Source organism: Sinorhizobium kostiense, from assembly GCF_017874595.1.
In the GTDB taxonomy this organism is placed as follows: Bacteria; Pseudomonadota; Alphaproteobacteria; order Rhizobiales; family Rhizobiaceae; genus Sinorhizobium; species Sinorhizobium kostiense.
Map to the genome: position 1 here is coordinate 105,074 of NZ_JAGILA010000010.1, position 21,398 is coordinate 126,471.

The following is a 21,398-nucleotide window of genomic DNA, read 5'->3' on the forward strand; positions in this document are numbered from 1 at the left end:
ACACTCATCAACTGCGCCCGGACGCCGGCACGGTCTGGATCGTCGCCTTGCCTGCAAGGGCGGTTGCAAGCTGCGCCTGATCCAGCTCGCCTTCCCATTTGGCCACCACAACCGTTGCAACCGCATTGCCGATCAAGTTGGTGAGCGCCCGGCATTCCGACATGAAGCGGTCGATGCCGAGGATCAGCGCCATCCCGGCGACCGGGACGGATGGAACGACCGAGAGAGTGGCAGCGAGCGTGATGAAGCCGGCGCCGGTGATGCCGGCCGCACCCTTGGAGCTCAGCATGGCGACGAGCAGGAGAAGGATCTGGTCGCCGTAGGAGAGCGGCGTGTCGGTTGCCTGAGCGATGAAGAGCGCGGCAAGCGTCATGTAGATGTTGGTGCCGTCGAGGTTGAAGGAATAGCCGGTCGGGATGACGAGGCCGACCACCGAACGCTTGCAACCCGCCTTCTCCATCTTGTTCATGAGACCCGGCAGCGCGGCTTCCGAGGACGAGGTGCCGAGCACGAGCAGCAACTCCTCCTTGATGTAGCGGATGAGCGAGATGATCGAGAAGCCGTTGTAGCGCGCCACCGCGCCGAGCACGACGAACACGAACAGGAACGAGGTCAGGTAGAAGGTGCCGATCAGCATGGCGAGGTTGGCGATCGAGGCGATGCCGTACTTGCCGATGGTGAAAGCCATGGCGCCGAAGGCGCCGATCGGAGCGGCCTTCATGAGGATCGCGACAAGCCGGAAGATCGGCAGCGTCAGCGCCTGCAGGAAGTCAACGACGGGCTCGGCCTTCTTGCCGGCCGTAGCGAGCGAAATGCCGAAGAGCACTGAGATGAACAGCACCTGCAGGATGTCGCCTTCGGCGAAAGCACCGGCCAGCGTCGTCGGGATGACGTTTATCAAGAAGCCCGTAACCGACTGCTCATGGGCCTTCTCGGCATAGCTCGTGACCGCCTTCGCATCGAGCGAAGCCGGGTCGATATGCATGCCGGCGCCTGGCTGCACCACATTCGCGATCATCAGGCCGACCACGAGCGCCAGCGTCGAGAAGGTCAGAAAGTAGATCATCGCCTTGCCGGCGACGCGGCCGACCTTGGCGAGGTCAGTCATGCCGGCAATGCCGGTCGCGACCGTCAGGAAGATAACCGGCGCGATGATCATCTTGACGAGCTTGATGAAAGCGTCGCCGAGCGGCTTCAATTGGGTGCCGAGCTCGGGATAGAAATGGCCCAGCAGAATGCCTGCGGCGATCGCCGCCAGGACCTGGACATAGAGATGGCGATAAAAGGGTGTCTTGACGCTGACCTCCGCGGAATGTTCTGCGATCAACATGATATCCTCCACATGGTGAATGCGTGTGTCGTCAACCGAGCATGATGAATTGGCGAAAAGGCCTCGCAGCGGTTACAGCCGGCGTAGGCGGCGCCTAACTCTAGGTCGGCTCCTACTTGGCCTCCACGCGAACATTTTCGCCTTCCTCGGGGCAAAAGCAGCTCTCCAAGTCCTTGCATTCCCGGCAAGTGGGCGCCGTGCACAGCGAAAAGCCCTCAGCCTCACAGAGCTTGCGGTAAAGGTATCGCTTCCATCGCATGTTGTTGGTATTGCCGGCTGCAAGCGTTGGGAAATGAGTGGCGAGCAGTCGGGTAAGTTCGACCCGATCGAAAAGACCAAGCTCCCTCCAGAGATGGTCGTGCCGCAGGGCACGGCGGGCTATGATCTTGGCGAAACGTACGCTTGCCGAATCGCCCGCTCGAGCATGTGCAAGCAGCAGATCCCGCAGTAGTTCCTCCTCCAGGCCGGGCTCCACATCGCATACCTCTTCCAAGCGAAAAGCGTGACTAGTTGGGGCGGGGAAACTGTCGTTCAGAATGTCCCGCAGCTCGGCTTGCGTGAGGCCTGTTGCCTCTGTGGCAGTTGCCTCGCCGGCATCGATTTCCTCGAGTGCACGCGAGAGGACACACGCAAGCACGTACTGATCGAAATCCATTTCGAGGTCTACAGGCGGCCAAGGCCCGAGGCCAAGCAGTTCAGACAATTGTCGCCAACCGGGCCGGTCGGACATTCTGACTCCGAGTGTTGCTCTGCCTTTCGGCAAAGTGCGGACTTCAGCTAGATTCGACATATTCCGTTCCTTCCCTTTTCGTTCCACACACCGGAGCGCCCGCGAGGTGTTCACCGCACGCAATTCTGGCCGCCTCGTGCCGGGGAAGTTTCAAAACTCGTGCCAATCGAATCTGTTGAGCCGAAGAGTAACTTTGTGGTTGCCATTCAACGACTAAATGAAGGTCTGCTAGGAGGCGCAGTTGAATGCGGCCGTGTCGGAAAGACGACAAGGACGATATGAGGTGTCGGTTCTCTGCCAAAAGCAGCGGCCGGATTCATTAACCGGACATCCTGAACCGCCGATCGGCAGACTCCGGAAATTTCGGCTTTGCAGGCGGTAGCGTTGGTAGGTGCGAACGGCCGCGAGGCGATGGCGCGGCGGCTTGACGCCCTAGAAGGTGCGTATGCCGGGAGCTAATGCCAATGGCCGATAAGCGCACACCAACATGGCGCGCGACAAAGCAGTCCTGTGGCAGCTTGGATGTCAAATGGCACGGCGCTTGCTGTCCGCTCGTTGGTAGCCGACAAGCTGCCAATCAAGTAACGGTGTTTCGCAAGAGGATCCTGAGCCGGCGAATGCACCATTCTTGTGTGAGGAGCAATGCTGATGCCCACGGAAGAAGGAGCAATGCTGATGCACGTGAAAAAAAGAATTCCCTTCGTTGCCTTTCGCACGCGCGTTCGCGACGAGACTGTGGAGGGGCCAAATCCATACCGGTGGGAAGTCAAAACAACCGACGATTACTTCAGTGGCAAGCGCGTCGTTCTGTTTTCGCTTCCAGGTGCGTTCACCCCGACCTGCTCAACTCAGCAATTGCCTGATTTTGAGAAGCTTTATGACGAATTCCGGAAGGCCGGGATCGAGTCGGTCTACTGCCTGTCAGTCAATGATGCCTTCGCGATGAATGCGTGGGGCAAGGCGTTGGGCGTAGAGAAGGTCAAGCTTATTCCAGATGGTTCCGGCGAATTCACTCGCAAGATGGGCATGCTGGTCGCAAAGGACAATCTTGGCTTCGGGATGCGCTCTTGGCGCTACGCTGCCGTGGTCAATGATGGCGTGGTGGAGCAATGGTTCGAGGAGGACGGCTTCTCGGACAACTGCGAGTCTGATCCCTATGCAGTCTCTTCTCCGCAGAACATTCTTGAAACTCTGAGGACACGCAATACCGCATCCGCCTCAAGCGGTCCTCGACAGGATTTTGATACTTCGGTGTGAACAGCCCAACGTTCTGCAGCCCGGGCGCTGAGTTTGAGCCCCGCAGCTGTCGGGTCGCCACTAAACGGCCCTCGTCCATCGCACTCTCACCGATCCCCGCGTCTCGGGAATCGGAGTTCTAGGGCCTCTGCAACCCTCCCGGTTCGCCGCTCCTGGATATCTGCAACGGCACGCCGTCATCATGTGCGGCTGCCCTGCCTCGCGGGGGCGGGAGACGCTCAACGCTCCCGTTCGCCGTCAATTTAAGAGATACCGAGACTGCGGTAGTCGATAAACAAAGGAAGAGATCAACAACCATGTACAAGATCGCCGCTTTAACGCTTGCGCTATGCATTCAAGGGGGAGCGGCACTCGCCCAGGCGCCGGTGAGCGGATCTGGCGCGGTGAATTCTCCGCTAGAGCCGGCCGATTTCGAGCGGGCGCTCACGATCGGCGATCGCTACGGCCGGCTCGCTGTCAATGTTCCCGATGAGCTTTTCTGGACAAACGAGGGCGAAGAGTTCGTCTATCGCCGAACCACCCACGGCCGGCACGAGTTCATACTGGTCAATGCCGCCACGGGAGAGAAGCGGCCGGCCTTCGATCAGGTCCGCCTCGCGGCGGCGCTGAACAAGGCGAGCGGCGAGAGCTATGAGGCCGGCGATCTCCCGTTCACCCGTTTCGCCCTGACGGACGATGGTCGCAGGCTCGACTTCCTGATTAAACAGGGCCGTTGGGGCTGCAGCCTTGCGAGCTATGCCTGCACGTACACCAGCTTGGACCCAGCCGCTTCGCACTTTCGGCAGCTCAGGTACAACTACACGCCACCGGCACAGAATAATCCCGAGGAGAGGAGCCCGTCGCCCGACGGCAAATGGATCGCCTATATCAAGAACTACAATGTCTTCCTGCGCAGCAAGGATGGAACGCAGGATGTCCCGCTTAGCTGGGACGGGTCGGAGGGCGATTACTACGTCTTTTCGACGCTGAGCTGGTCTCCGGACTCTCGCCACATCGCGGCTTACCGCATTCGCCCGGGCTACAAGCGGGAGGTCAGCTATGTCAATTCGTCTGCGACGAACCAACTCCAACCCGAGTATTCGTCAACAGTCTATCCCAAGGCGGGTGATGTCCTGCCGCTTCCGCAGCCGGTACTGTTCGACATTGCCAGCCGACGTCAGATCACGATCGACAATGCGTTATTTCCGAACCCCTTCCAACTTTCCCCTCTCCGGTGGTGGGAGGACAGCCGCGGCTTCACCTTCGAATATAACCAGCGCGGCCATCAGCTCTATCGTCTGGTCGAGGTCGACGGCGCCAATGGCCGCGCGCGCTCCTTGATTGATGAGCCCAGCAAGACCTTCGTCGACTATCGGCCGCTGGTGAGGAACGAGCAGGATACCGGAAAGACCTTCCGTTATGATATCGGTGACGGGAAGGAGATCATCTGGGCGTCCGAGCGCGACGGTCACGAACATCTATACCTGTTCAACGGCCGGACGGGGGCGCTCGAGAATCAGATCACCCGCGGTGATTGGGTGGTCCGCACAGTCGACTATGTCGATCCGGTCAAGCGTGAGATCTGGTTCGAGGCGAGCGGGATGAACCCGGGGGAGGACCCCTATTTCGTCCACGCCTACCGCATTGGCTTCGACGGCAAGGGGTTGACCGAGGTGACACCTGAGCGCGGCAACCACAACATCGAGATGTCTCCCGACGGCCGCTATTATGTCGATCTCTGGTCACGCACCGATGTGCCTCCGCACATGGTGCTGTACCGCGCCAGCGACAATGCCAAACTGATGCAGGTCGAGACCGCCGATATTTCCGAGCTCGTCGCCGCTGGCTGGCATCCACCGGTCAGTTTCCATTCCAAGGGCCGGGACGGCAAGACCGACATCTGGGGCGTCATTCACCTGCCGGCCAACTTTGATCCGAAGAAGAAGTACCCGGTGGTGGAGCACATCTATGCGGGGCCTACCGGCTCCTCCGTCCCCAAATCCTTCTCCACGTCGGTGGAGCCACTCACGCAATTAGGCTTCATAGTCGTTGAGATCGATGGCATGGGCACCAACAACCGCTCGCGCGCCTTCCACGACGTCATCTGGAAAAATCTGAAGGATGCGGGCTTTCCCGATCGCATCCTTTGGCACAAGGCGGCGGCCGCGAAGTTTTCGTGGTACGACATCTCCAATGTTGGAATTTTCGGAGCGTCCGCCGGGGGGCAAAATGCAGTGAGCGCGCTGCTCTTCCACCCCGAGTTCTATAAGGTCGCGGTCGCCAACAGCGGTTGCTACGACAACCGGATGAATCAAATGTGGTGGAACGAACTGTGGATGGGCTGGCCAGTCGGGATTGAATATCAGCAATCCTCCGACGTCGACAACGCCTACAGACTTCAAGGCAAGCTGATGCTGGTTGTCGGCGAAATGGACCAAAATGTCGATCCGTCCTCCACCTTTCAGCTTGCCGATCGACTCATCAAAGCGGGGAAGGATTTCGAAATGGTCTATGTACCAGGTGCCGACCACGACGCTCCTGGCGCCTACAGCAAGCGAAAACTCCTGGACTTCTTTGTTCGCAACATTCTCGGGCAGAACCCACCCAACTGGAACGCTATACCGCTCGAACTGCCGAAGAACCAATCGTGGCGACGCTAACAGCGACAGCTTCTGAGCGGAATTGATCGGCAGAGCATGGGGCTTCTACTCACGCTGAGGCAAAATCGCCATGAAGCGCCTTAGAGGGTGCCGCTGGACAGCGCGAACGTCTCGTACGCCACGCCAGCGGCACCATCCGCGCGCGTTGGTCGCAACTCCGCCCGCAAAAGTGCGGCTTCCCCGGTTCACACACATCTGCGCGGTGACCCGTACAAATCCGCGCCTCACAATCCGGCACGTGATAATCGCCTTCCATATGCCGGCGACACTGAGGGCAATACGTCACCGCCTGATGAAACGCCGCCATGCCCATGATCTCCGGTGCCGCAAGCGATCGACCATTTGGTATCAAGCGCAAACATCTGCAATCCTGTGCTCGATGAACCGCAATGACTCGCCTGGTGGACGGATCATGCCGGCGGGCAACTGCGCGGACCGACGTCTCGCAACAATGATCACGACGTCGGCCGGACCAGTGAATATCCCGAGCCGTTGGATCGCATCATCGGTCTTGGTGCAATGCCTAAAATCAGTGTCGTCGTCGTATGTCGAAGGCCTTTTTGAGCCCGACAACCGACGATCAGGCAATGATCCGAAAGGTAGGGCCAATGCTGAGAACGCGGTTGTGGAAGAGCCCGCGCACAAATGCATTCTCAACCTGCGGTTCCATCCCGTCGGCATCACCCTCAGTACTTCCCCTACTCTGTCGAATCACAGGTCGACCACACAGTGAAGGAGGCTCTTGGATCAGTATTGTGAAGCCCCAGATCCATGTCCTGATGGGGCGGCGATCAGGCACCCAAGTTCGGCCATCAGGTCCAGGACGATACTGGCCGCCTAAATTCCGAATTCGGCGCGTGGCGACCACACCGTCCTCAATTGTCGGCCCTCCGAATTTTCGCGATCACTCGTATACTGTCGGTTTTATCACTGGACGGAATAGCTTTACGCAGGGGATTGTCTCGGGGCGTATTGAGGTGGGACAATTTAGTCGATAGCGACCGGTAGCAGAACCCCGCTTCTCCCAACGTTCATCACGGGATCGAAGCTTGCGCGCGACTGAAAACCGGCTAGGCGGCCACCGAATACATAGCAGTCAATGCCATACGCCATTTTCTCGATCGACCGGCTTGGCGCGTGCAAAGCCGTAACCTCCCCCGGTCTGATGTACTCTTGAACAACGTACGGGTTGCGGGCGGCCCGGTCAATGTGTTCCTCCCATACGTCGGATGATGTGAAACGGCCAACCAACACATGCTCGTCACGGCTCGCGTTAGAGGGCTTAAGAACAAGATTAGCCTTGTTCTGCCGGATGTAGCCGATGAGCTCGATCCTATGCCGTTCTGGGTCAGTTGTTGCTCCCGGTCTAACAACACGAGTCCATGGAACGTGTCGTGCAATCAGTTCGATCTGCTCGGCGGTAAAGTTCGAGCTGTAACGATCGTCGCTAAGTACAGCGAGGATCGCCTTGTCGGCTAACACCCACTGGGAGATCCACGGGTTTATCGAAACCACATCTTGAGCCGCGCAGGCGTCTAGGTAATCGTCATGTTCCCTGGCTTCAATGAAGTCCCTGGCATCGAGTTTACTGTATATAAGCTCAAGCACTTCGCCGTCCGGCCCGACAAGCCCACGAGGTGTTCGCTTGATCGACCTAACATCCACCAACGCTGCTCTGGCGCCCGCGTGTCTTAGACCTCTCACAATCCAATCCACTTCATTTGCATATCGCCCGCGATAGTTGACTACGGCGGCAGTTCTGAGTTCGGTGCCGGTCACGGCTCGATAGGCAGACACCAACTCCTGGACAAAGCAGTTCGGATCCTTCGCGAAGGGCTGCTTGCTCACGTCCAGCGACAGACCACGTGTCAATGGATTGGGTATACGGCTCCAGATTTTTGCGGCCAGGCCGTTCTGAATAACGCCGCCAGGCGTCGTGGCATTCGTTTCAAGTATTTTATAGTAGCCGTCGCTGCCGAACAGGCCATCAAGTCGGCATATTCTTACGATGGGCCGATATTCCGGGAGACGAGTGATCCATTGCCGCAAATGTCTGTAGGCCGGGAATAGATCTTGAATGTCTTCATCACAGCAATAGAGCTCAGCGGCGACGTCGAGAAGCTTGACCAAGGCTTCAGCGGTGGCGCCGAGGTGTTTTGCCAGACCGGAGGGTATCGCAAGCGGCCGGAGACATACGGGATACGCTCGGCCCTCAAGGTGGATGCCCGCCTCTGCAATAGCGTCGGAAAATTCGTCCTGACCCCACCAGATCGAGCCTGGATCCGAAGTTGCGAGTTCGCAAACTCGGCGCTCTATTTGTGCATCCGCCTCGCTGATTGAGGGCAGCGTCGCAATTGTCATGATCAGCTCCTATGTGGTGGTCCGATCGGTATTTGAGTTTGCACGACCAGACAGATTGTCGGGCCAGCGCGAGTTTAGCTCTGCTAGCTATGCCGTCAGCCACTCAGCGAGCGGCCGCCGGCCGCTGACGAATCCATGTTCGTAGGGCGCCGCTGGTCGCGGCAGTTTCTGCCGCTGGTCGCTGACAGGACTTCCCTTGGCTTTGCACGCAGAAAATTGAAATCGCAGCCGTCTTCAGCTTGAAGCACTTCATCGAAATACAGCTTGGCGTATCCGCGCTCGACATGGGTGTGCGAAGGAGGCGTCCATTCGGAGCGGCGTCGCACGAGTTCGCTTTCATCGATCAACAGTTCCAGCAGCCCCTCCTCTACATCAAGACGGATCAGGTCACCATTGCGAACAAGCGATAAGGGTCCACCCACGGCAGCTTCCGGAGACACGTGAAGAACAACTGTTCCAAACGCTGTACCGCTCATGCGACCGTCCGAAATTCGCACCATGTCCTTGACGCCGGCGACGGCAAGTTTTCGAGGAATCGGCATACAGCCGGCCTCAGGCATGCCAGGCCCGCCCTTTGGACCTGCATTTTGCAAAACGAGAATATCGTCAGCGTTCACATCGAGGTCGGGTGCATCAATGCGGTCCGCCATGTCTTCAAGGGACGTGAAAACAACCGCGCGGCCGGTGTGCTTCAACAAGCCTGGAGTGGCTGCTGCCTGCTTGATGATCGCTCCCTTGGGGGCGAGGTTACCGCGCAGAACACGGATTCCGCCTCCGCGGTGAACCGGATCTTCAATCGGGCGCACAACATCGTTCGGCCACGAGGCAGGCTGCATTGCCATGTTTTCTCCGAGTGTTTTCCCGGTAACGGTTATGCATTCTTTATCGATGAGGTGGTTGATTTCGCGCAGTACGGCGGTCAGGCCGCCCGCCTTGAACAGATCCTCCATGTAGTACCGACCTGAGGGTTTCAGGTCGACCAATACCGGCGTTTCTGCTCCGATTTGATCGAGTTCTTCGAGATCGAGATCGAAACCAAGACGCCCCGCAATAGCCGCGAGATGGACGACGGCATTCGTCGATCCGCCCACCGCCTGCAAAACCCGTAGAGCGTTCGCAAGGGAGTTTTTCGTCATGATCTGAGACGGCCGCAGTTTCTCCGATGCCAGCATGACGGCACGTTCTCCCGTTGCCTCGGCATGGCGAAGACGATCGGCTTGGACAGCGGGAATGGCCGCACCACCGGGCAGCATCATGCCCATGGCCTCGCTGACAAGGGCCATCGTGCTTGCGGTCCCCATAACCATGCACGTGCCAGGCCCAGCAGCAAGTTTGTTTCCGATCTCCTCTATTTCCAGCTCGTCGAAAAGACCGGCACGATGTTGGCCCCAGAAGCGCCGACAATCCGTGCAGGCGCCGAGGCGCTCGCCCTTATGGCTTCCCGTGATCATTGGCCCCGCCACGGTAAGGATCGCGGGCAGGTCCACGCTGGCTGCCCCCATGAGCAAGGCGGGAACTGTCTTGTCGCACCCGCCGATCAGAACGACTGCGTCCATCGGTTGAGCGCGCACCAATTCTTCAACATCCATCGCCATGAGGTTGCGGAGATACATACTGGTGGGATGCGAGAAGGCCTCATGCACCGAAACAACGGGAAATTCGATCGGCAATCCGCCCGCCAGCATCACGCCACGTTTGACCGCCTCTATAATGTCGGGCACAGATCGGTTGCACGCGTTATAACCGGAAAACGTGTCGGTGATGCCAATGACGGGCCGCTCAAGCGCTTTATCCGAATAGCCCATCGCCTTGATGAAAGCTTTTCGCAGGAACAGCGAGAAGCCGGCATCACCGTAATGTGTCAGTCCCTGCTTTAGGCCGTTGAGCGCGTCGGCCATCAGGTGAACCTTTCAGGTCTTGGTTCTTGTCGTGGCTCAGCCTCACCATTTGGCATCGTTGCCAAATGGCTTCTTCGCACTCCCAAACGGTATTCTCGCCAAACTGTAACCAGACCAGCTCCGACTACGATGGCTGCGCCGGCCGCCATGTTCCACGTCACAGTTTCACCAAAAAAGACGGACGCCACAATCACGCTCAAGACGAGTTGGAGGTACGTGAGGGGCTGGACCTCGCCTGCGTTGAGAAGCCCGTAAGCCCTGATGAGAAAAAAGTGGCTGAGAGCACCGTAAACGCTCAATGCCGTCATTGCAGGCCAGTCCGCCATATGTATAGGCGTCCAATAGAACAGTCCCACAGATGTTGCCGCCAGAGCTCCTCCGATACCGGCATATAAGACACTTGTCACGGCGGAGTCATAGTGACTGACCGCACGCGTGGCGATCCCATAGAGCGCGTACAAAAGACTAGCAGCCAGGGGAAGCATGAGCTGGATACCGAAATGAGCGTTCACCGGGTTTAGAAGCACCAGAACTCCAGCCAAGCCGACAACGACAGCGACACCGCGACGCCAACCGACTTTTTCCCCGAGTAACGGTACCGACAGAACGGTGACTATCAGTGGTGTCGCTTGGTATATGGCCTGGCTCATCGCTAGCCCAGCAATCGTGTAAGCGTAGACGATGACAACGATGTTGCTTGCTAGAAGAACACCGCGGAGCAACTGCAGAATTGGTCGCGGCGTGAATAAGGCGCCTCGCAGGCCCCCCGGAGAGAATGCAGCAAGAACCGTCACAAACGCCGCAAACGCCCAAAAGCGGATCATTGTCACTATAATTGCCGGATACTTCTCAGCGAGCAGCCTGGAAAAGCCGTCCTGACCGGCAAATAGTATCACCGCCAAAAGGACATAAAGATAGCCTGGCCTTTTGTCTTGCATGATTGGACTCACTCGTGGGCAACCCCGTCGACACCCGAACCTGTCACTTCGAAGGGACAACGGCCACGGTCGATGTCCTGCCTGCCGCGATCTGCGCGACCCAGAAGCATCGATGGACTGGCGGCACCAGCTCCCGCTGCGTCCAACGGAAGTTTCAAAGTTCATGCCACTTTAACTGGCGGCAGCAGCAATTCAACTCGCGCGGATTTTCAGCTACTTAGGCATAAACATGGAAAAATTCGGTGAAGTAGCGCTGTGTCACCAAATCGGCAAAGCCGACATGAGTGTCGGATGGCGTCGATGGTGCCGACCATGGACGGACCCACCTGCCGTTGACGTCCGCGCGCCTGATTTGCTGCCGGAGAGAACGCACGGCCGGCTGATTTTGGCCGTGACTACTAGGTGACACGTCCGCATTATATCTGGTCGCCCGCAGGTTCGGCTGTTCTCTTCCTATTTGTGCCGAGGTGCACCTTGACCTCGCCACTTGTGATCTGGCCGAGAGCATGGAGAAGCGCTGGAGTTGTTGCACTAGGGATGGAGCAAGAGCCGACTGGCACCGCGTCGCTGTTTAAGCGAACACCGGGAATAGACCTCGATGCCCGCGCATTCGGAGAGCCTCAAACGAACTCGGCTAGATCAACTTGCCAATGTCGCGACTGCGACTGTGTCGTACATACGACATAGCCGTTTCGAGCAAGTCATTGATATGGCGCGGTTTTCTTCTTGGCACACTAGGTGCATCGTCCGCAAGCAACTCGGAACCAGGAGAAACGAACTTATGATAACGCTCACCGACAGTGCCATTGCCGCAGTAAAGTTTGCGCTTTCCCAGGCTTCCGAGCCGGTGAATGGGTTGCGCATCAAAGTGCAAGCGGGCGGCTGCTCGGGTTTCAAATACCACCTAGGTTTGGAAAGCGAACCACGCGACGGCGATACCGTCATTGAGGCGGGTGGGGTTAAAGTATTCCTGGACCCAGACTCTCAACCTCATGTCGGCGGCATGACTGTGGATTTCACCACGGCTGTCAATTCCCCCGGATTCATCTTCGACAATCCCAACGCACGTGAGAACTGCGCCTGCGGGAAGTCTTTCGGCTGATCGCCGAAAGAGAGGGAACCAGAATGCGAGGTTATCACGAGAAGAATCAAGCAAGACGCTGCAATGCTCAGGTCTCAGAGGGCTTGCTGCGTCATTTCTTAGGCGGAGGGCGGCATCCTTGAACCGCGTCTATCTCGACAACAACGCAACGACACGCGTCGATTCCGAAGTCCTCCAGGCGATGCTGCCGTTCTTTACGGATCACTTCGGCAACCCTTCGTCGATGCACGACCTTGGCGACGTTGCTAGCGCAGCGATGAAGACAGCCCGCCAGCAACTGCAAGCTCTGATCGGTGCCAAGTTCGACCATGAGATCATTTTCACGTCGGGCGGGACCGAAAGCAACAATACGGCGATTCTTTCGGCTCTGGGCGTGATGCCTGGGCGAACAGAGATCATCACTTCAGCGGTCGAACATCCGGCGGTGCTGACGCTCTGCGCGCACCTTGAGAAAACAAGTGGGATCAAGGTGCACAGGATTCCGGTGGATCAACATGGCCGGCTTGACCTTGACGCCTATCGGATGGCCCTCACCCACCGTGTGGCAATCGTGTCAATTATGTGGGCGAACAACGAGACGGGAACGATCTTCCCTGTGGCTCACCTTGCTGAGGGGGCCAAGAAAGTGGGCGCGATTTTCCACACCGACGCAGTGCAGGCGGTCGGCAAGCTACCGATGGACCTGAAATCGACTGCGATCGACATGCTGTCGGTCTCCGGCCACAAGTTCCATGGGCCCAAGGGTGTCGGTGCCCTCTACATAAAAAGCGGCGTACCTTTTCACGCACTCCTCAAGGGGGGACACCAGGAGCGCGACCGACGGGCGGGCACAGAGAACACTCCCGGGATAGTGGGTTTAGGCAAGGCGGCCGAACTTGCTTTGGAGTGTATGGATGAAGAAAACACACGAGTAAAATCGCTTCGCGACCGATTGGAGAAAGGACTTCTTGAGCGTATCCCCAAGACCTCCGTCAATGGCGATCCGCTGGCGCGGTTACCAAATACCACAAGCGTCACCTTCGGTGGGACTGTCGGCGAAGCTATACAGTTGCTGCTCAACCGCATCGGCGTAGCTTGCTCCTCCGGCTCCGCCTGTAACTCCGGTTTCCAGATGCAGAGCCATGTTCTAGAGGCCATGAACATACCTTCCACTGCAGCAATCGGAGCAGTGCGCTTCTCCTTTTCACGATTCAACTGCGAGGAGGATGTTGATCAGGTACTCCAGGTCATACCCGGAATCGTGAAGAAATTGCAGGGTTCGTATCCGGCTCCTGTCTGGTGGGCGAAAAGCTGAGGATGAACAATCAGCGACCGCGTCCATCTATTCTTTGTATGGACACAAATGGAGAAGGCCTGCCGGCGGGTTCACGGTCCTGCAAAAGCCGGGGCCAACTCGTAGTTTGGGATTATAGGAGAATGCAATGGTTTGTGATCGCGAGGCCCTCTCCGGTGGTGTCACCGACATTGTCGCACGGCTAAAGAGCTTGTCGGCTGCCGAGGATTTCTTCGAGACCCTTGGCGTTTCCTATGAGCCGCAGGTGCTCGATGTCTCAAGGCTCCACATCATGAAGCGCATGGGACAGTATCTGGCGGAGGAGGACATTTCCGATCATAGCGCCCGTGCGTCCGTCGCCCGTGCGCGCGATGCGCTCGAGCGCGCCTACGCCGATTTTGCGACCTCTTCGCCGCTTTCACATCGGGTGTTCAGGGTGCTTGAGCAACGCGACCCCGCTAGAACTGCGGCGCCAGGCCAGACCTTTGTACCGTTGAAATCTGTCCTGAAGTCATTCGGAAGCGACAAATGAGTCTGGTTTACGACGCACCATTATGTCCCCTTTCCGACAAAGCTGCCAGAGGTTCGATTGTTCGGAAAACGAACAACCCTCAGAAATCCAGTGGTTACCAAAAATCATGAGGTTGGCATGGTTGGTGCTTTGAAGAGACAAAACCGCCATGCACAACATGCGATCGGAGCTAAAGAGACCCATGCACATCGTAGTTTGTATTAAGCAGGTACCGGACTCAGCGCAGATACGCGTCCATCCGGTGACGAACACGATCATGCGCCAGGGCGTGCCGACCATTATCAACCCTTACGACCTGTTTGCTCTCGAAGAGGCTCTCAAAGTGCGTGACTACCATGGCGGTGAAGTGACGGTGCTCACCATGGGTCCGCCAATGGCAGAGGACGCACTGCGCAAGGCGCTCACTTATGGCGCAGACCGCGCGGTACTCCTGACTGACCGTCACTTTGCCGGCTCCGACACGTTGGCGACTTCGTTCGCTCTTTCTCAGGCAATAGCGCAGATCGGCAACAGCTTTGGCACGCCCGATATCGTCTTCACGGGCAAGCAGACGATCGACGGCGACACAGCCCAGGTCGGCCCTGGAATAGCCAAGCGCCTGAACTTGGTGCAGCTGACCTATGTCGCAAAAATCGCTTCCATTGAGCTCAGCGCGCGCACAATCACGGTCGAGCGTCGCTCGGAAGGCGGCACGCAGGTCCTGAAGAGCGAGTTGCCTTGCCTCATCACGATGCTAGAAGGCACCGCTTCCATCCGCCGCGGCTCACTTGAAGACGCCTTGCGCGCCGCGCGCAGCGAGATCGTCAAGTGGAATGCGGCGGAAGCCGGTATCGAAGACATCACCAAATGCGGGCTGCGCGGCTCACCGACAGTGGTTAAGCGGGTCTTCGCCCCTACTCCACGAGCGGAAAAGGCGGCGCAAATCGACACCACCGAAAAGACGGTGCGCGACGTAGCTGACGAACTGGTCACTTCCATTTTCACCCACCAGCCGGCGCTGGAACACGAGCTCTCCTCTACTGGTAGCGCGTGAGCAGATAGGAGCAGACTATGGGAACTCAAAAAAGTAAAGCATCGCCTCCCGCCGGCGGCCGCGCCGATACGAAGAAGAAGCTGCCGGAGCATTTCCGGGACTACCGGCACGTCTGGGTTTTTATGGAGCTAGAGCGTGGTCAGGTCCATCCCGTGTCATTCGAGCTTCTCGGCGAAGGCCGCAGACTAGCTGACCAACTCGGCGCTCAGCTCGCAGGCGTTATTCTCGGGCCGCCGGGAGACTCTACCCAGCACGCCGTTGCTGAGGCCTTCGCCTATGATGCGGACCTGGTGTATCTCGTCGAGAAGCCGCTGCTCACCGACTATAGGAACGAGCCTTTTACCAAAGCACTGACAGATCTCGTCAATAAATATAAACCCGAGATTCTGCTTCTCGGCGCGACGACACTGGGAAGAGACCTCGCGGGTTCCGTGGCGACGACACTGCTGACCGGACTCACAGCCGACTGCACTGGACTTGATGTGGATGCGGACGGTTCGCTCGCAGCCACCCGGCCCACATTCGGTGGCTCGTTGCTCTGCACGATCTACACCCTCAACTGCCGTCCCCAGATGGCAACTGTGCGACCAAGGGTCATGCGCATGCCGCAGCGGTCAAACAAGCCGATCGGGCGAGTAATCCGGCATAACCTGCGGATGTGGGAAGATGAGATCGTCACGAAGGTGGTCGATTTCCTATCCGACGGCCAGTCGGAGAACGCCAACCTCGCCTATGCGGATGTGGTAGTTGCAGGGGGACTTGGACTCGGCGCTGCTGAGAACCTGCAGCTGCTGAAGAACCTCGCGCACACGATCGGCGGCGATTATGGCTGTTCTCGACCGCTAGTGCAAAAAGGATGGCTAGCGGCCGATCGGCAGATCGGCCAAACCGGCAAGACGATCAGGCCGCGGCTCTATATAGCGGCTGGAATATCAGGTGCAGTGCAGCATCGCGTTGGCGTCGAGGGAGCTGATCTCATAGTCGCCATCAACACCGATCCGAACGCGCCAATCTTCGACTTCGCCAATGTCGGTGTTGTCGCCGATGCGATCAGTTTTCTGCCAGCGTTGACGGAAGTTTTCATCAAACGGTTGGCACCGCGCAATCATATGAGACTCGTGAACTGAGGTAAGGGCTATGACTGTGGAAAAGTTCGACGCCATTGTCGTCGGTGCCGGTATGTCTGGAAACGCAGCCGCTTACACGATGGCAAGCCGCGGCCTAAAGGTGTTGCAGTTGGAGCGCGGAGAGTACCCGGGCTCCAAGAACGTCCAAGGCGCCATCCTCTACGCCAATATGCTGGAGACGATCATTCCAGATTTCCGCGATGACGCACCTCTTGAGCGGCACCTGGTCGAGCAGCGATTTTGGGTAATGGACGACACGTCACACACCGGAATGCACTATCGGTCCGACGACTTCAATGAGCCGGCGCCAAACCGTTACACGATTATCCGAGCCCAGTTCGACAAGTGGTTTTCACGGAAAGTGCGCGCGGCTGGCGCGATAGTTTTGTGCGAGACGACGGCGACGGAGCTGGCTCTCGATGGTGACGGAAAGGTGATAGGCGTCCACACCGATCGAGAGGGCGGTATCATCCATGCGGAAGCGGTTGTTCTCGCCGAAGGAGTGAACGGCCTGCTCGGCACGAGAGCAGGATTTCGCAAGCTGCCGAAACCCGAAGCCGTGGCACTCGCTGTCAAGGAAATGCATTTCCTGCCGGAAGAGGTCATCGCTGAGCGCTTCGGCCTTAGCGGCAATCAAGGCTGCGTTATTGAAGCGGCAGGGACAATCTCGCGCGGAATGGCCGGATTGGGATTCCTCTATACCAACAAGGAATCGATCTCGCTCGGCATCGGCTGCCTTGTATCCGATTTCGCAGCGACCATGGAGAGACCATACGCTCTGCTTGAGGCCTTCAAGGGCCATCCCTCAATCAGGCCGCTACTTGCAGGCTCGGAGATTAAGGAATATGCGGCGCACCTCATTCCGGAGGGCGGATTCAAGGCAATTCCGCAGCTCTTTGGGAACGGCTGGGTTGTGGTCGGCGACGCGGCGCAGCTCAACAACGCCGTGCATCGAGAGGGCTCAAACCTCGCGATGACGTCGGGTCGCATCGCCGGCGAAGCGATCGCCATGGTCAAAAGCCGAGGGCGCCCGATGACCAGCGAGAACCTCTCCCTTTACAAGGCCATGCTTGACAAATCCTTCGTCGTGAAAGACCTTAGAAAATACAAGGATATGCCCGCCCTAATCCATACGAATTCACGGAATTTTTTCATGACCTACCCTCAGCTGCTGTCGCAGGCGGCGCAAAATTTCGTTCGCGTCGATGGTACACCCAAGATCGAGAAGGAAAGAGCGACCACGGCCGCTTTTGTTAAGGCGCGTTCGAGATGGGGACTGGTCAGCGACGCAGTCCGCTTGGCACTGGCTTGGCGCTAAAGGGAGAAGTGGTATGACAACTTCACTCGTTCGCATCGAGGACAAGCTTTACCAGAACCGCTACCTGGTGGACGCAGGGCGTCCGCACATCAAGGTGCGGCAGCATCAGTCTCCGAGCTCAAACCTGCTCGCGCTGACCCTTGTCTGCCCAGCGAATTGCTATGAGGTGAATGAAGACGGCCAAGTAGAGATTACTGCGGACGGATGCATGGAATGCGGTACATGTAGAGTCCTGTGCGAAGAGAGCGGTGACATTGATTGGAGCTATCCGCGAGGTGGATTTGGTGTGCTCTTCAAATTTGGGTGAATGCCGTCTTTTGTGTAGCAAGACGGGTAGGTTCATGGAATTCTCAAGTGCAAACGTAAGCACTTTATCACATTAGCATGGCGGCATTTTCTCGTTGGGAACCATAAGCCGTCCCGTATGACGCTTAGGGTGTTTCCCCGCAAGAATGGGCTCGATGAGTTATGCCTGAACCATCCGCTACAACCATGCACAAACGGGACCTGGGGTGCAGCGGTCTCTACCGGATCTCGAAGGCCTTGATCACTTCAGCCAGCCTTGAGATCAAACTTGCCAATGTGATGAACACCCTCCCCGCACTTCTGCCAATGCGGCGCGGAGCAATTGTCGCTCTGAACGCGGATGGAGCGCTCGAGACAGCTGCAACGTTTGGGTTTGAGCATGCATCATCAGGGGCTCGCTACCTTCCGGCGAAGGCTGCAATAGACAGAATCGTCGCAAAAGGCGCGCCGCTAGCCTTCCCGGACGCTTGCAAGTCGGACCTGTTTCAGGATGAGCTTCAAAGCTTAATGAGCGGCACTGGCCAAGTCACCTTCATTGGTGTCCCGATGAAGGTTGATCAAGAAACGCTCGGAACGTTATGGATCGACCGCGCCAACGATGGCGGCACTCTTGAGCAAGAGGTGCGCTTCCTGTCCCTGGTCGCCAACCTTGTCGCGCAGGCGATTCGACTGGATCGCCACCAGAGCCGCGATGATCAGCCCATCATGGACGAGGAAGGAGCACGCAAGAAGAATTCAGGCGACAAGGAACCACCCGAACCTGCGCGACAGCGGCCAGCAAAAATCGATTGGATTGTCGGGGAAAGCCCTGCGTTAAAGGAGGTGGTTGAAATTGTCGAAGTCGTTGCAAGAACCAATTCTGCGGTGCTTCTCAGGGGCGAAAGCGGCACTGGCAAGGAATTCTTTGCAAGAGCGATCCATGAGCTTTCATCTCGCAGAAAGAAGCCCTTCGTGAAGTTGAACTGCGCTGCACTGTCTGGAAGCGTCCTGGAATCGGAACTGTTTGGACATGAAAAGGGCGCCTTTACAGGAGCCATCTCTCAGCGCGCAGGCCGTTTCGAACTGGCGGATGGCGGAACGTTGCTGCTCGATGAGATCGGCGAGATTTCGCCGGCCTTTCAAGCGAAACTGTTGCGCGTCTTGCAGGAAGGTGAGCTCGAGCGGGTCGGCGGCACAAAAACACTCAAAGTGGATGTTCGACTCATATGCGCCACCAACAAAAACCTGGAGACGGCAGTCGCGGATGGGGAGTTCAGGGCCGACCTCTATTACCGAATCAATGTGGTGCCCATATTTTTGCCGCCTCTGCGGGAGCGAAAGGGAGATATTCCACGCCTTGCTAGGGTTTTCCTCGACCAATTCAACAAGGAAAACAATCGCGATCTCGCATTCACGCCGGCTGCACTCGATCTTTTGTCAAAGTGCTACTTTCCCGGGAACGTCCGAGAGCTCGAAAACTGCGTCCGCAGGACCGCCACTCTCGCGCGCTCGGGGACAATCGTTCCATCAGATTTCTCCTGCCAGAATGGTCAGTGCGCATCTTCAATGCTCTGGACGGGCGCCGACCGTCCGCATGACGGGCATACGTTCAATGGGCTGGCCATGAGTAGAAGTTTATCGGTCGAATCGCCGATCAGCTTCGGTTACCCCAGCGGGCCTGGCAGCGTAACGGTGACACAAAATGTAACGGACCGCGAGCTGCTGATCAGTGCGATGGAGAAGGCCGGCTGGGTTCAGGCGAAGGCAGCTCGGATCCTCGGCCTCACACCGCGGCAAGTCGGCTATGCTTTGCGCCGGCATGGTATAAAGGTGAAGAAAATCTAAGGTCAATGAGCCCACTTACGGTGGGCGTGGCCACCCCCCTTCCTCAGGCGCGCGGGTCTATTGATTCAATTCGGCAACTTTGTCGCGACTTCGACAAAACTGCCTCAGAACTATTGGCCTAAATCGAACACGAAACTACAAGCCTTTGAATTGACGATTTTATTTGGTTGGCACAGCGCTTGCTTTTCGGACAACGACCTTACTCACCAATGGAGCTGTTCGATGAGTACACCGATAATTTCGCTTGAAAGCCTGACCAACACGACATCCTCTGGGCAGTTGCTGACAACCGCGAAATCCGGTGGCTGCGCATCCTCCTCCTGCGGCTTTCCCTCAAGACCAGCCGACATGGACTCGGCCATCTGGGAGAAGATCAAGGATCACCCTTGCTTTTCAGAGGAAGCGCACCACTATTTCGCGCGTATGCACGTCGCAGTAGCGCCAGCGTGTAACATCCAATGCAATTACTGCAATCGCAAATATGACTGCGCCAACGAAAGTCGGCCTGGCGTCGTGTCGGAAAAGCTGACAGCGGACCAGGCGCTACGCAAGGTGATTGCGGTCGCCAACGAAGTGCCGCAGCTTTCCGTTCTCGGCATCGCAGGTCCGGGCGATGCTTGTTACGACTGGAACAAGACAAGGGCGACTTTCGAACGTGTCGCTCGGGAGATCCCCGACATCAAGCTATGCATTTCCACCAACGGACTTGCCCTGCCGGAGCATGTCGATGAGTTGGCGGAAATGAACGTCAGTCACGTGACAATCACCATCAACATGGTTGACCCCGCAGTCGGCGAGAAGATCTATCCGTGGATCTTTTATGGTCATCGCCGCTACACCGGCGTGGATGCTGCGAAAATCCTGCATGAGCAGCAGATGTTGGGACTTGAGATGCTGACCGAACGCGGCATCCTCACGAAGATAAATTCGGTGATGATCCCGGGCGTTAATGACCAGCACCTGATCGAAGTCAACAAATGGGTCACCGAGCGCGGTGCGTTTCTGCACAACGTCATGCCGCTGATTTCAGACCCTGCACACGGCACATGGTTTGGCCTGACCGGACAGCGCGGCCCAAACGCGTTCGAACTGAAGGAGCTTCAGGATCGTCTCGAAGGCGGGGCTAAGCTGATGCGTCACTGTCGACAGTGCCGCGCAGATGCAGTCGGCCTGCTCGGCACTGATCGTGGCCAGGAGTTCACGCTCGACCAGATCCCGCTCGAAGTTGCCTACAACGGTGGCAAGCGTCATGCCTATCGGGAGGTGGTCGCACGCATACGCGATGACCATGTAGCGGCCAAGAACCAGGCGATCACAACTCTTGGATCAGTGAGCGCGCAGGGGACGCTTCAAGTGGCTGTTGCGACCAAGGGTGGCGGACGCATCAACGAACACTTCGGTCATGCGAAGGAGTTCCAGATTTATGAGGCATCGCAAACAGGGATTAAGTTCGTGGGACACCGCAAAGTCGAGCCGTATTGCCATGGCGGCTGGGGCGAGGATGCGAACCTCGTTGGCATCATCGCTGCACTCGGAGGCATAGACATCGTGCTGTGCGCTAGGATCGGAGATTGCCCCAAGAATAAGCTCATGGAAGCTGGGATCCGGGCAACCGAGGCCTTTGGCTATGATTACATCGAAACCGCGATCAGCGCTCTTTATGCCACTGAGTTTGGCGACGACCTATCGCAGGCAACGGCTTGAGCTCGCCTATCCAGACCCAATCAGGA

At 57.5% G+C, this 21,398-nt stretch carries 16 protein-coding genes; 11 read left to right on the forward strand and 5 right to left on the reverse strand.

Going from position 1 to position 21,398, the window contains the following annotated elements; genetic code table 11:
- Positions 1 to 7: 7 nt before the first annotated feature.
- Together J2Z31_RS26665 and J2Z31_RS26670 are read right to left on the reverse strand one after the other, a co-directional pair.
- The gene (locus J2Z31_RS26665) at positions 8 to 1,330 is read right to left on the reverse strand and encodes a dicarboxylate/amino acid:cation symporter (RefSeq protein ID WP_209606373.1); all 1,323 of its coding nucleotides are present in this window, start codon (positions 1,328 to 1,330) and stop codon (positions 8 to 10) included.
- A gap of 112 nt (positions 1,331 to 1,442) precedes the next feature.
- Positions 1,443 to 2,060, reverse strand: a complete 618-nt coding sequence (locus tag J2Z31_RS26670) for a nitrogen fixation protein NifQ (RefSeq protein WP_408022064.1) — start codon at positions 2,058 to 2,060, stop codon at positions 1,443 to 1,445.
- A 675-nt stretch (positions 2,061 to 2,735) separates the two neighbouring features.
- Here J2Z31_RS26670 and J2Z31_RS26675 point away from each other — a divergent pair.
- Positions 2,736 to 3,317, forward strand: coding sequence for a peroxiredoxin (locus J2Z31_RS26675; protein WP_209606540.1), 582 nt, complete (start codon positions 2,736 to 2,738; stop codon positions 3,315 to 3,317).
- Between the two features lie 296 nt (positions 3,318 to 3,613).
- Complete coding sequence (locus tag J2Z31_RS26680; protein ID WP_209606377.1) at positions 3,614 to 5,956, forward strand: S9 family peptidase; 2,343 nt, start codon at positions 3,614 to 3,616, stop codon at positions 5,954 to 5,956.
- A 987-nt stretch (positions 5,957 to 6,943) separates the two neighbouring features.
- Here the strand turns inward: J2Z31_RS26680 and J2Z31_RS26685 are convergent.
- From J2Z31_RS26685 to J2Z31_RS26695, 3 genes are all read right to left on the reverse strand, one after another.
- Entirely contained in the window at positions 6,944 to 8,317 is a 1,374-nt protein-coding gene (locus tag J2Z31_RS26685) for a glutathionylspermidine synthase family protein (protein WP_209606379.1), read from the reverse strand.
- A 95-nt stretch (positions 8,318 to 8,412) separates the two neighbouring features.
- Positions 8,413 to 10,215 carry an IlvD/Edd family dehydratase gene (locus J2Z31_RS26690; RefSeq protein WP_209606380.1) on the reverse strand — a complete coding sequence of 601 codons (1,803 nt, stop codon included), beginning with the start codon at positions 10,213 to 10,215 and terminating at the stop codon, positions 8,413 to 8,415.
- The gene (locus J2Z31_RS26695; protein WP_209606382.1) at positions 10,215 to 11,153 is read right to left on the reverse strand and encodes a DMT family transporter; all 939 of its coding nucleotides are present in this window, start codon (positions 11,151 to 11,153) and stop codon (positions 10,215 to 10,217) included. Before J2Z31_RS26695 ends, J2Z31_RS26690 begins: the two co-directional genes overlap by 1 nt.
- A 781-nt stretch (positions 11,154 to 11,934) precedes the next feature.
- Between J2Z31_RS26695 and J2Z31_RS26700 the strand changes: the two genes are divergently transcribed.
- The 9 genes from J2Z31_RS26700 to nifB all read left to right on the forward strand — a co-directional run bounded on the left by J2Z31_RS26700 (position 11,935) and on the right by nifB (position 21,372).
- The gene (locus tag J2Z31_RS26700; protein WP_209606384.1) at positions 11,935 to 12,255 is read left to right on the forward strand and encodes an iron-sulfur cluster assembly accessory protein; all 321 of its coding nucleotides are present in this window, start codon (positions 11,935 to 11,937) and stop codon (positions 12,253 to 12,255) included.
- Between the two features lie 118 nt (positions 12,256 to 12,373).
- On the forward strand, positions 12,374 to 13,549 hold the full coding sequence (nifS, locus tag J2Z31_RS26705) for a cysteine desulfurase NifS (protein ID WP_209606386.1): 1,176 nt from the start codon (positions 12,374 to 12,376) through the stop codon (positions 13,547 to 13,549).
- A 127-nt stretch (positions 13,550 to 13,676) separates the two neighbouring features.
- Positions 13,677 to 14,060 (forward strand): nitrogenase stabilizing/protective protein NifW, encoded by a 384-nt coding sequence (gene nifW, locus J2Z31_RS26710; protein ID WP_209606387.1) that lies wholly within the window; start codon positions 13,677 to 13,679, stop codon positions 14,058 to 14,060.
- 181 nt (positions 14,061 to 14,241) lie between these two features.
- Entirely contained in the window at positions 14,242 to 15,093 is an 852-nt protein-coding gene (locus J2Z31_RS26715) for an electron transfer flavoprotein subunit beta/FixA family protein (RefSeq protein ID WP_209606389.1), read from the forward strand.
- Positions 15,094 to 15,110: 17 nt separating this feature from the next.
- Positions 15,111 to 16,220, forward strand: coding sequence for an electron transfer flavoprotein subunit alpha/FixB family protein (locus J2Z31_RS26720; RefSeq protein WP_209606391.1), 1,110 nt, complete (start codon positions 15,111 to 15,113; stop codon positions 16,218 to 16,220).
- 10 nt (positions 16,221 to 16,230) lie between these two features.
- Positions 16,231 to 17,538 (forward strand): FAD-binding protein, encoded by a 1,308-nt coding sequence (locus J2Z31_RS26725; protein ID WP_209606393.1) that lies wholly within the window; start codon positions 16,231 to 16,233, stop codon positions 17,536 to 17,538.
- A gap of 13 nt (positions 17,539 to 17,551) precedes the next feature.
- A complete protein-coding gene (locus J2Z31_RS26730; RefSeq protein ID WP_071020096.1) occupies positions 17,552 to 17,845 on the forward strand; it encodes a ferredoxin family protein in 294 nt (97 codons plus the stop codon).
- Positions 17,846 to 18,006: 161 nt separating this feature from the next.
- Positions 18,007 to 19,668: a nif-specific transcriptional activator NifA gene (gene nifA / locus J2Z31_RS26735; protein ID WP_408022065.1), complete on the forward strand. Its 1,662-nt coding sequence runs from the start codon at positions 18,007 to 18,009 to the stop codon at positions 19,666 to 19,668.
- Between the two features lie 222 nt (positions 19,669 to 19,890).
- On the forward strand, positions 19,891 to 21,372 hold the full coding sequence (nifB, locus tag J2Z31_RS26740) for a nitrogenase cofactor biosynthesis protein NifB (protein WP_209606395.1): 1,482 nt from the start codon (positions 19,891 to 19,893) through the stop codon (positions 21,370 to 21,372).
- Positions 21,373 to 21,398: the final 26 nt, after the last annotated feature.

Bases quoted from the DNA above. Each gene is read 5' to 3' on its own strand.
- J2Z31_RS26665 (WP_209606373.1), bottom strand. From the start codon at position 1,330: ATGTTGATCGCAGAACATTCCGCGGAGGTCAGCGTCAAGACACCCTTT.
- J2Z31_RS26670 (WP_408022064.1), bottom strand. From the start codon at position 2,060: ATGTCCGACCGGCCCGGTTGGCGACAATTGTCTGAACTGCTTGGCCTC.
- J2Z31_RS26675 (WP_209606540.1), top strand. From the start codon at position 2,736: ATGCACGTGAAAAAAAGAATTCCCTTCGTTGCCTTTCGCACGCGCGTT.
- J2Z31_RS26680 (WP_209606377.1), top strand. From the start codon at position 3,614: ATGTACAAGATCGCCGCTTTAACGCTTGCGCTATGCATTCAAGGGGGA.
- J2Z31_RS26685 (WP_209606379.1), bottom strand. From the start codon at position 8,317: ATGACAATTGCGACGCTGCCCTCAATCAGCGAGGCGGATGCACAAATA.
- J2Z31_RS26690 (WP_209606380.1), bottom strand. From the start codon at position 10,215: ATGGCCGACGCGCTCAACGGCCTAAAGCAGGGACTGACACATTACGGT.
- J2Z31_RS26695 (WP_209606382.1), bottom strand. From the start codon at position 11,153: ATGCAAGACAAAAGGCCAGGCTATCTTTATGTCCTTTTGGCGGTGATA.
- J2Z31_RS26700 (WP_209606384.1), top strand. From the start codon at position 11,935: ATGATAACGCTCACCGACAGTGCCATTGCCGCAGTAAAGTTTGCGCTT.
- nifW (WP_209606387.1), top strand. From the start codon at position 13,677: ATGGTTTGTGATCGCGAGGCCCTCTCCGGTGGTGTCACCGACATTGTC.
- J2Z31_RS26715 (WP_209606389.1), top strand. From the start codon at position 14,242: ATGCACATCGTAGTTTGTATTAAGCAGGTACCGGACTCAGCGCAGATA.
- J2Z31_RS26720 (WP_209606391.1), top strand. From the start codon at position 15,111: ATGGGAACTCAAAAAAGTAAAGCATCGCCTCCCGCCGGCGGCCGCGCC.
- J2Z31_RS26725 (WP_209606393.1), top strand. From the start codon at position 16,231: ATGACTGTGGAAAAGTTCGACGCCATTGTCGTCGGTGCCGGTATGTCT.
- J2Z31_RS26730 (WP_071020096.1), top strand. From the start codon at position 17,552: ATGACAACTTCACTCGTTCGCATCGAGGACAAGCTTTACCAGAACCGC.
- nifA (WP_408022065.1), top strand. From the start codon at position 18,007: ATGCCTGAACCATCCGCTACAACCATGCACAAACGGGACCTGGGGTGC.
- nifB (WP_209606395.1), top strand. From the start codon at position 19,891: ATGAGTACACCGATAATTTCGCTTGAAAGCCTGACCAACACGACATCC.